This window comes from Danxiaibacter flavus, assembly GCF_041060425.1.
Lineage (GTDB): Bacteria > Bacteroidota > Bacteroidia > Chitinophagales > Chitinophagaceae > Danxiaibacter > Danxiaibacter flavus.
Genome location: NZ_JAULBC010000002.1, coordinates 71,114 through 86,107, shown reverse-complemented (window position 1 = coordinate 86,107; position 14,994 = coordinate 71,114). Strand labels below are relative to the sequence as shown.

Genomic DNA, 14,994 nt, shown 5'->3' with positions numbered 1-14,994 from the left:
TGTCCAATCTCAAATCTCAAATTTCAAATTTCAAATCTCAAATAATCTAATCAAGATGTACGTCAACAATAACATTCATACCTGCTCTTAATTGCTTTACCATTGAGTCCTGAGGATTGGTAAATTCAATATTGATAGGTACGCGTTGTACTGTTTTTACAAAGTTGCCGCTTGCATTGTCTGGAGGCAGCAGCGCAAAACGGGCGCCTGTAGCAGGAGAGAAGGATGCAACTTTCGCCTCAAATTCATGACCAGGGAATGCATCTACTTCAACAATTACTTTCAGACCTTCTCTGATCCTGGTGATCTGTGTTTCTTTAAAATTGGCAACTACCCACACTTGCTGATCGCGGACAATGCTGAATGTTGCTTGCCCTGCCTGTAAAAACTGACCAGGCTGAACATTTATTTTAGAAACCAATCCGTCTTCAGGTGCAGTAATTACGGTATAAGAAAGATTCAGTTTTGCATCATCAACATCTACCTGGCGTTGCTTGATTGTAGCATTGGCTACACCAATTTGTGCAGAAGTAGCTGAACTTTGAGATGCAACTGCGTTTGTTTGTTTTGTTGCCTGTTTTTTCTGCTCTTCTAAAACCTGCAGTTGCTTTTCGGCAGTTTCTTTTGCTGCTAAAGCCTGTTCATACTGTTGCTGTGTTACTGAATGATCTTTAATAAGATTTGCATAACGGTTGTAATCCTGGGTTGCACGCCATACATTAACTTTTGCTGCTTCTATCTGTGCGTCCACTGTTGACACAGATGCGCGGTACGTCAGGATGTTTGCTTCAGAAGCTGTAGTTGAAGCTTTTGCTGTACCCAGGCTGCTTTGTGCGGTAGCAAGTGCTGCTTCTGCCTGCTCAACTTTTAATTTAAAATCTCTGTCGTCAAGAATCAGAAGGGTGTCACCCTTTTTTACTCTTTGGTTGTCCGTTACCCTTACCTCGGTAACATAACCCGCAACGCGCGGAATAACCGGGCTTATATGTGTTTCAACCTGTGCATCATCCGTTTCTTCATGGTGTTTCCCGTGAATGTATTTGCTCACACCGAACCAGCCGCCGAAAATTACGAGGGCCGCCAGTACAATGATGAAATTTTTACTGCGTTTTTTAGGAGCCTGATTTTCGTGTTTTTGATGTGTATTCGATTCCATATTATAGGTTCTTTATACTTTGAGTTTGATTGATAATTATTTTGCTTGTTGGCTGGTTAATATACCTGCCCTTTGCAGAAGCATATTGTATGCAACAATTGCATCTGTTTTTGCAACCTCTGCGTTTATTTTAGTTTGTAACAACGCAACGTTCGCGTCAAGCAGGTCGGTTGTAGTTACAAGGCTGTTATCGTATTTGTTTTTGGTTATCCGGTAATTTTCTGTGGCCTGTACTACTGCGTTGGTTGCAACTTCTATTTTCTTCTTGCTACCAATGTAGTCCTGGTATGCCTGGTTGATCTGTAAACGAATTTGGTCTGTCAGTTCTTCCTGGTTGGCCATTACCTGTCGTTCACGAGCTTTCGCTTGTTCAACTTTGGATTTGGTTTTCCACAAAGAAGAAGGGCTGTATTGAACACCCACACCAATATTAAATGCGTTGGTGATGGTAACCAGTCCCGGGATGTCTGCAGCTATATAACCACCTGTTAAAGCCAGACTCGGATAGTATTCGCCTTTTACGGATTTTACATTTGTTTCAGCAGCTTTCTTGCGCAGGCTAAGTGCCTGTACATCTTTTCTTGATTGGAACGCCTGTTGCTCATAATCCTCGATCGTCTGTATTGAATTGGCCACCTGCAGGCTGCTTGAATCAACAACCAGTTGTGTTTTTTCAGGTAATCCCATCATTAAATTGAGGCTGACATTTGCAAGTGCAAGATTGTTTTCGGCATTAACCAGTGTCAGTTCAATGTTTGATGTCTGCAATGCCGCTTTTAACATGTCATTGCGTGCCAGTAGACCATTCTTTTCAAGGTTTGCAAAATCAGCATCTCTCTGCTTTGATTGTGAAAGGTTTTCTTTGATAACATCTACGCTTACTTTAGACTTGTACAGGTTGGCAAAAGCACCGATCGCGTTGAATGTTATTTGTTCTTTATTGAAATCTGCGTCCAGTTCAGTAGCTTGTTCAAGATATTTGGCAGACTCAATACCATACTGAATTCTCAGACCTGAATAAATAGGCAATGATACATTCGCAATACCATATGCAGCCTGGTTTACAGAAGGCATTGCGCCACCTGACGAACCGCCTGACCCGCTATTGTCTGACTTGGTTTTCAGGTTGATGTTGGGGTCGGTCAGGTACATATAGCCGCCTGTGATTTTAAAGTCGGGCAACTTTCTTTCAATTGCTTCTTTTAAAGCCGCAGTTGCTTCATCAATCTTTGCTTTGTTGTTTTTCAGCTGTTTGCTGTTTTTTATGCTTAGGTCTATAGCTTCCTGTAAAGTTATAACCCGTGTCTCCTGTGCCATTACTGGGCCACTATTGAATAGTGTCAGTAATAAAACGGCCAGAATTGTACGTACTATGTTACGCTTCATAGATCGATGTCCTTTAATTGGTTCCTTTATTATTTGATTTGCGTTCATTTTCAATTTTTATTATGCGCGCTGACACAAGAAGGATATATCCTCCTTATATCAATCGTTATTCTTTTTTTATATTATTTGGCAGCAGGTGTTTTATAAAAGAGTTTGCTTTTAGGGTTCCAATTTTTATACCGGGGGTTAAAAAGGAGCCATCAAAAATGAAGGCTCCGTGTTTCACCAAAACCAACTGTAAAAATTTTTATTACTGAATAGTTATTCATATTTATTAAGCCTTCATGGCGTCCCAACTCAATAGAAACGTCTCTTCCATCATAGGCCTGGTGATCTTTTTATCAAAATAGTGGGCTCTTTTAATGATCTCACTCATGCCTCCGGCCAGGAAACCAAGAATGCAGAACGTCTCTAAAGATTTGATTAATAACTCCTTTTTTCCTCTTTCAATCAGCTTAACCAATGGCTGAAACATTTCTTTAGCAGCGAGCTTTGTATCCTGGTGGATAAAAGGAGAGTGGAAGCACTGTTCTATAAAAATCGATTCTTCAAAGTTATTAATTCTGTACTGGAACATATTTTCCCAGATGGTGCGGAAGCCTACTTTAAAAGGCGCTTCAGGATCGTAATTGGTAAAATAAGTGCTTGTTGATTTTTTTACACATTCATTAAAGAGCTCCGTGATCAGCTTTTCCTTGTTCTCGAAATAAATATAAAGAGTACCAGTCGCTATATGAGCTTGCTTAGCAATGCTTTGCATGGTTATTCCTGCCAGTCCGTTAAGCTTTACAAGCTTTAGCGTTGCATGGAAAATTTCTTTAATCTTTTTCTCGTCTTTCGGTTTCACAACACAAAATTAAATGAATAATTATTCAGTTAAAAATATTTTTCTCTTTTTTCTGAAACAACGTTGCAGGAATGAAAAAAATATTTTCCGGCCAATAGCTCTTTTAAAAAATAATTTTTTGGTAATGATTGAGTTATAAGTATGATTGGAGGGGGTAGATATGTACGGTGTAAGATGTACGATGTATGGTGTGAGGGATGAGGTATAAGGCGTGAGAGGCAAGCCTAAAGCTTAAAGCCCAAAGCCTAAAACTAGCAGATGCCTAACAGTTGAGTAGTAATCCCAAATCAAAATTTCAAATCTCAAATCTATAAAAAAGCCTAGAGCCCGAATTGATCCAGTTTTAAGCTTTAGGCTTTACGCTTTAAGCTTTAAGCTCCAAATTCAGTTCTAAGCTTTAGGCTTTGGGCTTTAAGCTTTAAACTTTGAGCTTTAAGCTTGTTTTCCAAATGTTACAACAGAATCTCCTTCACCCATAATAACCTTGGTTGCCAGGTTAATATAGATACCATGTTCAACAACGCCTACAATGGCTTTTAATTTTGAAGCTAATGCCGCGGGATCTGTTATTAATCCAAAATCTGCATCAATAATATTGTTTCCTTCATCAGTTATATAAGGCTGGTCCTCATTATTCTTCATTCTGAGTTTTCCAAAACCATTCAGTAATTGTAACTCATGAAGTATATAGTTGTAGGCAAACGGAATAACTTCCATGGGGAGTGTAAACCGGCCAAGCGTTTTTACTTTTTTGGTTGAATCCGCTATAATGATTTCTTCCCGGCTCATAGAAGCAACAATCTTTTCTTTCAGAAGTGCACCTCCGCCTCCTTTCAATACAAACAATTCGGGTGTAAATTCATCAGCTCCGTCTATGGTTATATCTATTCGTGCAATAGTATTGATGTCAATAAGCGGAATTCCAAGAGACGTTGCCAGCTCGGCAGTTCTGTTGGAAGAAGGAACGCCCTTGATTGTCAATCCTTCATTTTTCATTCGCAATGCCAATTCATTTATTGCTATTTCGGCGGTTGAGCCGCTGCCGAGTCCCACGATCTGGTTTGTTTTTACAAGCTTTACAGCTTCTTTCGCTGCAAGTAGTTTTTCTTTAGCGAGATCTTTTTCCATCATTTGATCATTTATGATTTTAATGGGTGAGGAGAAGTGTGTGATTGATTAAATATAAAACATTAAGATGGAAAAATCTGGTTGGTCACGCAGGTTTAACATTGATCCGATGTTTTGTTTACCTTGTTGTATTGGGATGGAATGTTTTCCATGAGTGCCAGAATTCCTGGTATGCCTGAACGGGTCGCAATATTTTTCCTTTTAAATTGCCGTCAACACAAGTTCCATCCATATTCCATACAGAACCAGTGTTCTTATCCCTGAAAGTCTCGTTTGAAATATTCTTTTCGAAATTTAATACTGTACTGTCAACGCGTCTGTTCCATGCATGAAATGTAGCCGTGTCTTTTTCAAGAACAAATAGAACTGGCAAGCCTGCAACAGAATCTTCCAGTACTTTTTCTTTTACAAGAGCATTCCAGTCATAGGCCTTGCTCACACCTTCGTGTTGTATACCAATCACCCAGGATTTATTTTGCCACGATGCTGAATCTCTTTTTTCAAGACTGCTTTTTACCGTGCCTTTATCGAAGTCTGCAAGGTCATCATAGTCCTTTTTATAAAGTGAATCAGGCTGCATAATTAATGACGACGGATATAATCTTAACCACGCGCCAAGTGTTAACTGCTGCGAAGGAAATTCTTTAAGAGTAGCTCCTTTTAACGGTCCTGCAACTGCTACACCTGTTGCTTGTTGCCACCAGCTTTTAGTAGTTGCATCTTCAAACATGGCGTTAAAGTGATCCATTCCCACAAGCCTGAAAGTTTCCAGCCTGCCATCAACGGTCGGGCTGTACACTCTGCCGGTTCTGCAGACAGTGCAATAAGTGATTATTGCGGGAGTATTTCCCACTGTATCCTTCACCTGGTGATGATACCCGATCAGTTGAATCGGATATGCTCTTGCATCGCCATTGATTACAACCCCAATAACGAGTTTGTCAAGTGCAATTTTATTCTCCTCAGGTGTCGCCAGTGTTTTATGAGAAGGCTGATAAAACATCTTGTCTGCCTGCAATCGGAAATTGAAAAGAAAAAATACAACGCCGTAAAAAATTAAGACGATAAACAATACTATTCTTTTCCACCGGATTGATGTACTTAATGTAGTTATTACGGGCATGGCGATTACCAATACCAACACTATACGCATCCACCGGATGTTATTGGAAAGCCAGTACGCAAATTGCAATGTGTCCTTATGCTGACTTCCCGGGAAAGGCATAATAAAATAGACGCGCAGGAACTCTACTGCAAATAACAACAAAAGGCCTGCAATCAAAATAAACGATCTCATTGGGATGATGTTTGCGCCTTTTACCAAACGGCTGTATTACCAGCGTAGGAAGGCGAATAAATAAAACCTGAAAATAGAGGATTCTGGTACCGCAGATAATTAATTTCTGCTTAAGCATCCTTCTGATTGCTTGCAAATTCCGGACTTACTTTTTATGCGTGATCCGGCTACGCGTTTTGCTGAGAAACTCCGGCGTTACCCCCAGGTAAGAAGCAATCATTCTTTGAGGAACCCGCTGAATAATATCGGGATACATCTTTTGCAAATTAATATAACGGTCCTCTATTGACGAATACATGGATTCGGCGATCCGTTTTTGTGAAGCGACGAAATTCCGTTGGAGCAGTATGCGAAAATATTTTTCCATGGAGGGAACGCTTTCAAAAAGTGCATCCTGCGTAACCCTGTCAATGGTCAGCAATTGAGCATCTTCAACCGCATCAATATTGTAGGCTGACGGCTCGCCCGACAAGAAACTGTACATATCTGTCATCCACCAGTTTTCCGGAGCAAATTGTATGATGTGCTCGCCCTCATTTTCGTCCAGCGCATACAACCGTAAACAGCCCCTGGTAACAAAGATCGTGCACTTGCATACATCTCCCTCATGCAACATAAACTGGCGCTTGCGCAATTGCTTTTCAGTAAAAAATGTAACGATCCGGCTTTCTTCTTCCGGCGTGCATTGTATTTTACTTTTGATGTTTTGCAATAGCAGATCAAACATGTGTCAAACTTACGGCTTATTTAGCTGAGAGCTATCAGCTTTTAGCTTTCAGCTCTGAGGTGTCAGGTGTCAGGTGCGAGGTGTAAAGTTTGAGGTGTGAGGTGTGAAGCATGAGATATGAGGAGTGATGCATACGCAACATGTATCAGAATTCATGATCCTTAATTGGATATCATTATTGTCCGGCTAAATTTAAAGAACATTGATTCGCATTGCTTGTCCGAGAAAGCAACCGATGAACTTTCGTCGGGATTGCATAGAATCAACTTAATTTTCTTACATGGGCTAAAGTTAGCCAACGTATCTATTGGACGGTGCCTTTCACCTATTTATTCCCTCCATAAATTGGTTGCATTAACGCGTCTGTGATAAATATCAGACTACAGCTATTTTTCACATTGATAATGCAGATCATTCGGTGTACCTTAAACAATAATTTTTTATACCCTAAAAAAATACAAACCATGTGTACTAACCACTCATCCATCAGGTGTATTATTCCTCCTTACATGGAGGATAAGTTGAAAGACAGTAGTAACCTGGCGCTCGCTAAAAATGCGATTAATTCAAAATTCAGAAGTTACCGTTTCCGTAGTGACAGGGAATTTTTTAAAGGAACAAACGAAAAAGAAAAGACCGTATTGGGCGCAATGTCTGCAAGAAAGACTGCTACGCCGCATGCTAAACTGGAAGTTTACAATTGTAAAAAAGGCACAGATCTCAGCAAGGCCACTCTTCTCTGGAAAACAGGTAGCACCAAAAAGCCAACGGACAGAGATGCAAAAAATGTTATTAAAGCGGGTACTGATACGTGGAGTTTATATTATGAGTTGTTTCATCGCAATTCGATCGACAATCTCGGCATGACCATCAAACAATACATTCACTATGACAAGAAATATGATAATGCATTCTGGGATGGAAGAAGAATGATCTATGGTGATGGCGACCGTACCATATTTGGCAGCTTTACTTCGGATGTGGATATCATCGGACATGAACTTACGCACGGCGTTACGCAATTTGAGGCCAACCTGGATTACGAAATGCAGGCCGGAGCGCTCAACGAATCTTTTTCAGACGTATTCGGCATCATGATCAAACAGCGCGCACTGAATCAGGATGTAAAAAAAGCTGACTGGCTGATTGGAGAGAATGTATTGCTGGGCAAAAAATATGCACTCCGCAGCTTAAAAGCTCCAGGAACTGCATACAAAAATCACCCGGATCTGGGAACCGATCCTCAGCCGGCTACAATGGATAACTATCAGAATCTGCCTAATACCGAAAATGGTGACTGGGGTGGTGTACATATTAATTCAGGCATTCCTAACTATGCATTTTATGTAACTGCATTCAATCTAGGCGGTTTTTCCTGGGAGAAAGCCGGACGTATTTGGTATGCAGCTCTTACTGATACCGCACATCTTTTACATAATGCTACCTTTGTAGATCTCAAGAAAATAACCGTTACCAAGGCTGGAGAATTGTTTGGAGCAAACAGTCTTGAGGTTAAAGCAGTTAAAGATGGCTGGGCTGCTGCGAAAGTTTAGCCGTTTAGTACTCTAATTGATAAACAGCATATAATGAAGATCACATTACTGCGAAGTGGTGGAATTATTCCCATGACAAAGAAAGCAGAAACAGACGTTGACTGGACCCAGGATGAGCTGAATGAATTGCTGCAAATAATTGGTGTAGAGAGACATTCTCCCGGCATTGCACGGGATGCGAGCAGTTATAGCTTGCAGGCAGGGGACAGGACGTTGTCTATTGACTGGGATAAAATTCCGGCTAAGTACAAGAAAGTGTTTGAAGAGATGAAGGATAATCTGAAGATTGAGAAAAAAGAATAAAAAAACAGGCAAAGCGAATCTGGTATTAAGAATGCTTTGCCTGTTGTAATGATATTTTTAGAATTTCACGCCAAATGTAAGCAGCACATTTGCTCTTGAGTTCTTTGCATCGGCAAACGTATTTGCAACAGGTTGATCAGGCGTGCCGGATAATCTATAGGGGAAGATTACATCTTTATTGAACGATTGTGCATAGGTAAGATCAACAAAAAATCCTTTGTTGCGGTAACCTACACCACCACTTATCTGCGCCCTGCTGGCCTTTAGCTCTTTGTCCTTATATGGGCTGCCATAGTAGGCTCCCCCCAAACGCACCATCCATACATCAAATTTCATTTCACCTCCTAATCGTACATTTACATTACCCTTGTAGTAATCCTTAATGACATCGTTAAGGTAGCTGAAATAGCCACCATCGCTCTCTCCATTTGAGGCGGAGTAACGAACGCCGCGGTAATTCACAAATTCTACATCGGCGCTTATAAACCCTTTTTGCTGACTGCTGTGTGCTCCTGTGAACAGGTAACTGCCACTTGCGATTACACGATAGGGCGTAATTTGGCCGTAATAATAACGGGTCGGGATATCTTGATTATTAGCGATGATTTCGTCACTTGTCTGAAATTTTTGCTGCCTATAGCTTTCTGTTTCTGTGGACATCTCGGCATAAACGTCATCCCTATAGCCAATGTATGAAGGTGTATGTACTGCGAAACCAAGTCTTAGTGCGTTGCTTGCTTTATAGATTAGTCCCAACTTTGCGTTTATGCCAACTCCGCTCGACTTGGTTCTGAGGAGGTGATCAAAATATCCAAACTGGTTGGTAGTGTCCGCTGTCGCATCGTCTTCGCTATAAATCAACTGGCGGTTGTAGCCAATCACTGGTATGTTAATGCTGGTACCTAAGTACCATTTATCGTTCTTGCTGCCTGCAAATCCCAGCGATATTTCATGATAACCACCTTTCGTCGTCTCATCATATTTCTGCATTAGGCCTGTTGCCGGGTTTGCACGACTGGCATAACCTGTTAAATTGCCATTGTTATCAAATGTGCCTTCAACCAAGTAGGTGTTGTATGCTAATGATGAACCAAAAGGAAACAAGTTAGATGCTTCGGATTCTGATGCGCCTCTTCCCTGATAGCTAACCAATTCTTCAAGGAACTGTTCGGAATATGAACTGTAGTCGTTAAACCCGGTAAATGTCTGGTGATTATTATAACTGGCAAGTTGTGTGACTGATAAGGAGAATGCACTACTAGACCAACTCCCTTTTCTGTTTCCTGAGGCAAATACGAAGCCCACAGGGCCATACATAAATGCCGCGTTATTTGAAGAAGAATTAGTACCCCGATAATCGTAAGTGTTATTATTGAGAATCATCCCGGGTGTGATTACGAACTCGCTGCTCTTGTAGACACCGATCCCTGCCGGGTTTACGTTTGCCGCACTTATGTCGCCGCCAAGCGATCCCATCGCGCCGCCAATAGCAACGCTTCTGGCAGTACCATTGGGAATAAACCATGCTGAACGCAAAGCATCATCGGGAGTAGGCGGAATCTGTTGTGCATATAAACCGGTCGCAAGAAAGGCTGAACACATTGCCAAATGGATCTTTTTTTTCATACGCTAATGTCTCTTAATTTATCCTGTCAAGTTATACAAACAAAAAGGCTGCTTAGATTTTTAATTTAACCTACAATCTTGCATTATTGTAAATCTTCATCAAAATGCTAAACAGCCTCGGGTTTATCTAGCTCTTATTATCTTGGTCTAACACTGCCGGAGCTGGAAGATCTCATTGTTCCTCCGCCGCCGCCGCCACCAAAGCTTCCACCGCTGCTTCTGCTGCCGCTGTAAGATGGGGTGCTTGGTGTAAATGACCTTGAAGGTCTGCTATTGCTGAAATTACTGTTGTCGTTATTATAACTCCTGTTGTTATTGTTATAGTTGTTATAACGGCCATTTGTATTATTATAACGTGTGCCACTGTTGTAATTGTTATAACGGGCGTTGTTATAATTTTTCAGGTTATAGTTATTGTTTGAATAAGTTCTGTTCCTGTAAGTTGAAAGATAATTGGCACTGCTTCTGGCCATCACTTTCGGGTTCTTATAACTTACTACAGTATACATTGGTGCATACCAGCCACCATATCCGTAGCCATAACCGTAACCAAATCCAATTCCGCTATAGAATCCACCATAGCTATAGAACGGATAGAAGCCCATTCCAGCATAAGGATATCCATATCCAAAAGCAAAACTGGTGGTCCATGGACGCATGTAGTAAGGATTAAATGAATAGAACATGGATGCTCTTGACATGCTGCAGCCATAACCGAAATCATAGCGGCTGTCATACCAATAATCATAATCGTCAATGCTTGACCATCTGCTTCTGTTCGCTACGCGCATACGCAGGTATTGATCATCATTAGTGCTCATGTATTGCTCATACCTGTCGTCACTGACAGCAGCTTGTTTTGTGCCGGCTTCGCTGGAAGGTGAATAATACATGTCGTCGGGAGTTTGGGTATTCTTATAAGCCGTTGAGCAACTGGCAAATACCATCACCACGCCAATAAGGTATAATATATGTTTCTTCATAAACTGAGATTGTGAAGTTTCTAATGCGAAGTTACTACATTTGCTCCGCCTTAAAGCTAAATTAAAAACATTCATTGTTAACAATTAATTAAAGCTAACAATTGTTTACAAACTGCCGAAACAAATTTTAATATGAGTAAAGAGATTACTTCGAGAGAACAGGATTATTCTCAATGGTACAATGACCTGGTAATTAAAGGTGGACTGGCGGATTACAGCGCCGTACGCGGATGTATGGTGATTAAACCCTATGGCTATTCGCTTTGGGAAAATATGCGGGATGCGCTTGACCGGAAATTTAAGGATACCGGCCACGTAAACGCTTATTTCCCGTTGTTTGTTCCCAAAAGTCTTTTTGAAGCTGAAGAGAAGAATGCAGAAGGTTTCGCCAAGGAATGTGCCGTAGTAACTCACTACCGTTTAAAATCTGATCCGGAAGCTAAGGGAAAACTGGTCGTTGATCCTGAAGCACGCCTGGAAGAAGAACTGGTTGTTCGTCCTACCAGCGAAGCTATTATCTGGAATACATATAAAGGTTGGATCCAGTCTTATCGCGATCTGCCGATCCTGGTAAATCAGTGGGCAAACGTGGTAAGATGGGAAATGCGTACGCGCCTGTTTTTACGTACTGCTGAATTTCTTTGGCAGGAAGGACATACTGCGCATGCTACCAAAAATGAAGCGGTGGCTGAAGCTGAACAAATGCTGCACGTATATGCTGATTTCGTGGAAAACTGGATGGCTTTGCCGGTGATCAGAGGTATAAAAACTGAAAGCGAGCGTTTCGCGGGTGCTGAAGACACTTATTGTATTGAAGCACTGATGCAGGATGGTAAGGCATTGCAGGCTGGTACTTCCCACTTCCTGGGCCAGAATTTTGCGAAAGCATTTGATGTTAAGTTTAGCGACAAAGAAAATAAACTGGATTATGTTTGGGCAACCAGCTGGGGTGTCAGTACAAGGCTGATCGGTGCACTGGTTATGGCACATAGTGACGATGACGGACTGATCCTGCCTCCGAAAATTGCTCCAATGCAGGTAGTTATAGTTCCGATCTATAAAGGAGAAGAACAAAAGGCAAACATTGACGTAAAAGTGAAAGAGATCGTTCAGTCTCTTAAGTCAATGGGTATTTCTGTGAAATATGACGACAGCGATAATCAGCGTCCGGGATGGAAATTTGCTCAGTATGAAATGCAGGGCGTTCCGGTTAGGATCGCGATAGGAGCAAGGGATCTGGAAAATAATGTTGCAGAAGTAGCAAGAAGAGATACTAAAGAAAAGAAATCATACAGCCTGGATGGCCTGGCTGAAAGCGTTAAGAACCTGTTGGATGATATTCAGCTGAACATTTACAACAAGGCGCTTGCTTACAGGGACGAGCACATTACACCAGCTGACAGCTGGGACGAATTCGTAAAACTGCTGGAAGAAAAAGGCGGATTTATTTCGGCCCATTGGGATGGAACTGCGGAGACTGAAGAGAAAATAAAAGAGCTTACAAAAGCAACGATCAGGTGTATTCCCATCAACAATCCGCAAGAGAATGGAACATGTATATTGACCGGAAAACCTTCTACGCAGCGTGTGCTATTCGCGAAAGCGTATTAGGAGGCCTAAAGCCTAAAGCTTAAAGCTCAAAGCTTAGAACTGTTACCGATGTAGCAAGTGCATATTAAGAGACGAATTGGCTCCGAAAAATGATTTGAGTGATCAAAAAGAGTTTTACGGAGTTTTTTTATGCATCCGGGAAATGAACAGGTCAAAACCTGGGTACTTCGTACTTCGTAACTCGTACTTAAGTCCGCTTCAGTCAGTTTTAGGCTTTGAGCTTTAGGCTTTAAGCTTAAACTACTTCGTAACTCGTACTTAAGTCCGCTTCAGTCAGTTTTAGGCTTTGAGCTTTAGGCTTTAAGCTTAAACTACTTCGTAACTCGTACTTAACCTCGCTTCGGTTGGTTTTAGACTTTAAGCTTTAAGCTTAAACTACTTCGTAACTCGTACTTAACCTCGCTTCGGTTGGTTTTAGGCTTTAAGCTTTAAGCTTAAACTACTTCGTAACTCATACTTAACCTCGCTTCGGTCGGTTTTAGGCTTTAGGCTTTAAGCTTTAGGCTTTACGCTTTGAGCTTTAGGCTTTAAGCTTATTTCACTATATTCAGCCCACCAAAAGTAAAACCCAATAATATGGAACCAAACACGTCTTCGTCCTCCTTATTTGAGCTGCAAATCGACACTTTGACTACCTCGCATTTGGTAAGTACAGCTAAATGGGCAAAATTTATTTCCATTGTAGGATTTGTGATGTCAGCATTGATAGTACTGGTCGCTTTTTTTGCCGGCAGTCTGCTATCTGTTTTTTCCCCGGCCGGCAGTGCGGGATATATGAGTGGAAGTTTCCTGACCGTAGTTTACCTGATTTTTGCACTGCTGTTTTTTCTGCCCAATCTTTTTTTGTTCAACTATGCCGGCAAAATGCAGCAGGCATTAAACGGAAACGATCAGAATGCGCTGAATAATTCGTTTGCGCAACTAAAAAGCTATTTCAGGTTTATCGGTATAATTATGATCGTTGTTATTTCAATATATGCGCTGGTCTTTCTGCTTGCGATCATTGGCGTTCTTATGAGATAACAAAGTCGTAAAGAAATAAATTAAACCCCTTTCAACGCATTTCAAAAATTTAAGCGGCTGTGGGTGCCTTTTGCTAAGTTTGCGGCATTTCTAAAGGATAATACATGACACCCGAGAGATACAACAAGCTGACGAAAGTATTGGCCAAAAGGCAGAATAACCTGACCGTTGTGATGGAAAATATTGAAGACCCCAGGAACATAACAGCAGTAATGCGCACCTGCGATGCTGTGGGTATACAGGATATCTATGTTATTAACAGCAAACCAAAGCGCAACAGGGAGTGGAAATTCAAATCCGGAACAAGCGCCGCTAAATGGCTAACGCTTCATCAGTTTGACAACGTGGAAGAATGTGTTGCAGCCGTAAGAAAGGTTTTCAATAAAATATATACAACCAGACTTACGGCAGAATCGGTAAGCATCTATGATGTTGATCTTACAGATAAAGTAGCGCTTGTTTTCGGCAATGAACAGACCGGCGTTAGCGATGAAATATGCAACGCTTCTGATGGCAATTTCCTTATTCCACAAATGGGCCTTATACAAAGCCTGAACATCTCCGTCGCCTGTGCAGTGTCTGTTTACGAAGCGTTCAGGCAAAAGACTATCGCCGGCCACTATACACAGCCGTCATTGTCACAGGAAAGAATGGATCAATTGCAAACGCTTTGGCAACTGAAAGAGCAATCATGAAACGTCTTCAGCATTCTCTGCCATACGGTTCATAGATCTGAACATTTTAATACAAAAACCCAGCACCGTTAGGCTGGCTACGGCCAGTAAAATGCCAATAAAACTTTTGTAAGCAAAACCTTGTGCGATTGAATAACAATTAAGAGCTGTTAATACAGCTACTATGGCAACTTGCCAGGGTCGTAAGGATGTACTCATAGCAATGGTTTTTATGTAACTACAACACTGAGATGCGATAAGTTTTTGATTCCACAAAAAATAACGAAATTTTTTGAGGGAGGTGTAAGGTGTCAGGTATCAGGTATCAGGTGTGAGCTATTAGCTGTCAGCTTTCAGCTATTAGCCGATGAGAGATCTTAATTTTTGGGCATCTGTCTTTACATCTAACATTGTACACGAGATTCCAACCTCCCGGCTTCCGTACTTCGCACTTCGTAATTCGTACTTTTTCTCTGCGTCTGGAGCACATCTAAAATCGTACCCGCCCGAACGTGCCGTCGGTACGGGCAGGCATCTAACATCGTACATTAGATTGTAACCACGCGGCTTCCGTACTTCGTACTTCGTAATTCGTACTTTTTCTCTGCGTCTGGAGCACATCTAAAATCGTACCCGCCCGAACGTGCCGTCGGTACGGGCAGGCATCTAACATCGTACAT

Annotated in this window: 14 protein-coding genes; 5 read left to right on the top strand and 9 right to left on the bottom strand. The window is 41.4% G+C overall.

What is annotated here, in order from left to right; genetic code table 11:
• Positions 1-46 precede the first annotated feature (46 nt).
• From QTN47_RS06105 to QTN47_RS06080, 6 genes are all read right to left on the bottom strand, one after another.
• On the bottom strand, positions 47-1,156 hold the full coding sequence (locus tag QTN47_RS06105) for an HlyD family secretion protein (protein WP_369328452.1): 1,110 nt from the start codon (positions 1,154-1,156) through the stop codon (positions 47-49).
• Between the two features lie 36 nt (positions 1,157-1,192).
• On the bottom strand, positions 1,193-2,542 hold the full coding sequence (locus tag QTN47_RS06100; protein ID WP_369328451.1) for a TolC family protein: 1,350 nt from the start codon (positions 2,540-2,542) through the stop codon (positions 1,193-1,195).
• Positions 2,543-2,816: 274 nt separating this feature from the next.
• Positions 2,817-3,389 (bottom strand): TetR/AcrR family transcriptional regulator, encoded by a 573-nt coding sequence (locus tag QTN47_RS06095; protein WP_369328450.1) that lies wholly within the window; start codon positions 3,387-3,389, stop codon positions 2,817-2,819.
• Positions 3,390-3,821: 432 nt separating this feature from the next.
• Positions 3,822-4,520 (bottom strand): ribose-5-phosphate isomerase RpiA, encoded by a 699-nt coding sequence (gene rpiA, locus QTN47_RS06090; protein WP_369328449.1) that lies wholly within the window; start codon positions 4,518-4,520, stop codon positions 3,822-3,824.
• A gap of 115 nt (positions 4,521-4,635) precedes the next feature.
• Positions 4,636-5,814 carry a DUF3179 domain-containing (seleno)protein gene (locus tag QTN47_RS06085; RefSeq protein WP_369328448.1) on the bottom strand — a complete coding sequence of 393 codons (1,179 nt, stop codon included), beginning with the start codon at positions 5,812-5,814 and terminating at the stop codon, positions 4,636-4,638.
• A gap of 145 nt (positions 5,815-5,959) precedes the next feature.
• Complete coding sequence (locus QTN47_RS06080) at positions 5,960-6,541, bottom strand: Crp/Fnr family transcriptional regulator (protein ID WP_369328447.1); 582 nt, start codon at positions 6,539-6,541, stop codon at positions 5,960-5,962.
• Between the two features lie 464 nt (positions 6,542-7,005).
• Between QTN47_RS06080 and QTN47_RS06075 the strand changes: the two genes are divergently transcribed.
• Positions 7,006-8,094, top strand: a complete 1,089-nt coding sequence (locus tag QTN47_RS06075) for a M4 family metallopeptidase (RefSeq protein WP_369328446.1) — start codon at positions 7,006-7,008, stop codon at positions 8,092-8,094.
• 33 nt (positions 8,095-8,127) lie between these two features.
• A complete protein-coding gene (locus QTN47_RS06070; protein ID WP_369328445.1) occupies positions 8,128-8,397 on the top strand; it encodes a hypothetical protein in 270 nt (89 codons plus the stop codon).
• A 57-nt stretch (positions 8,398-8,454) separates the two neighbouring features.
• Here the strand turns inward: QTN47_RS06070 and QTN47_RS06065 are convergent, their stop codons facing one another.
• Positions 8,455-10,023, bottom strand: coding sequence for a hypothetical protein (locus QTN47_RS06065; RefSeq protein WP_369328444.1), 1,569 nt, complete (start codon positions 10,021-10,023; stop codon positions 8,455-8,457).
• 137 nt (positions 10,024-10,160) lie between these two features.
• Positions 10,161-11,006 (bottom strand): hypothetical protein, encoded by an 846-nt coding sequence (locus QTN47_RS06060; protein ID WP_369328443.1) that lies wholly within the window; start codon positions 11,004-11,006, stop codon positions 10,161-10,163.
• 132 nt (positions 11,007-11,138) lie between these two features.
• Between QTN47_RS06060 and proS the strand changes: the two genes are divergently transcribed.
• The 3 genes from proS (at position 11,139) to QTN47_RS06045 (ending at position 14,335) form a co-directional block, all read left to right on the top strand.
• Entirely contained in the window at positions 11,139-12,617 is a 1,479-nt protein-coding gene (gene proS / locus QTN47_RS06055) for a proline--tRNA ligase (RefSeq protein WP_369328442.1), read from the top strand.
• A gap of 576 nt (positions 12,618-13,193) precedes the next feature.
• On the top strand, positions 13,194-13,640 hold the full coding sequence (locus QTN47_RS06050) for a DUF5362 family protein (RefSeq protein ID WP_369328441.1): 447 nt from the start codon (positions 13,194-13,196) through the stop codon (positions 13,638-13,640).
• Between the two features lie 104 nt (positions 13,641-13,744).
• Positions 13,745-14,335: a TrmH family RNA methyltransferase gene (locus QTN47_RS06045; protein ID WP_369328440.1), complete on the top strand. Its 591-nt coding sequence runs from the start codon at positions 13,745-13,747 to the stop codon at positions 14,333-14,335.
• On the opposite strand, the gene QTN47_RS06040 is transcribed toward QTN47_RS06045, so the two are convergent.
• Complete coding sequence (locus tag QTN47_RS06040; RefSeq protein WP_369328439.1) at positions 14,330-14,533, bottom strand: hypothetical protein; 204 nt, start codon at positions 14,531-14,533, stop codon at positions 14,330-14,332. The genes QTN47_RS06045 and QTN47_RS06040 overlap by 6 nt on opposite strands.
• Positions 14,534-14,994: the final 461 nt, after the last annotated feature.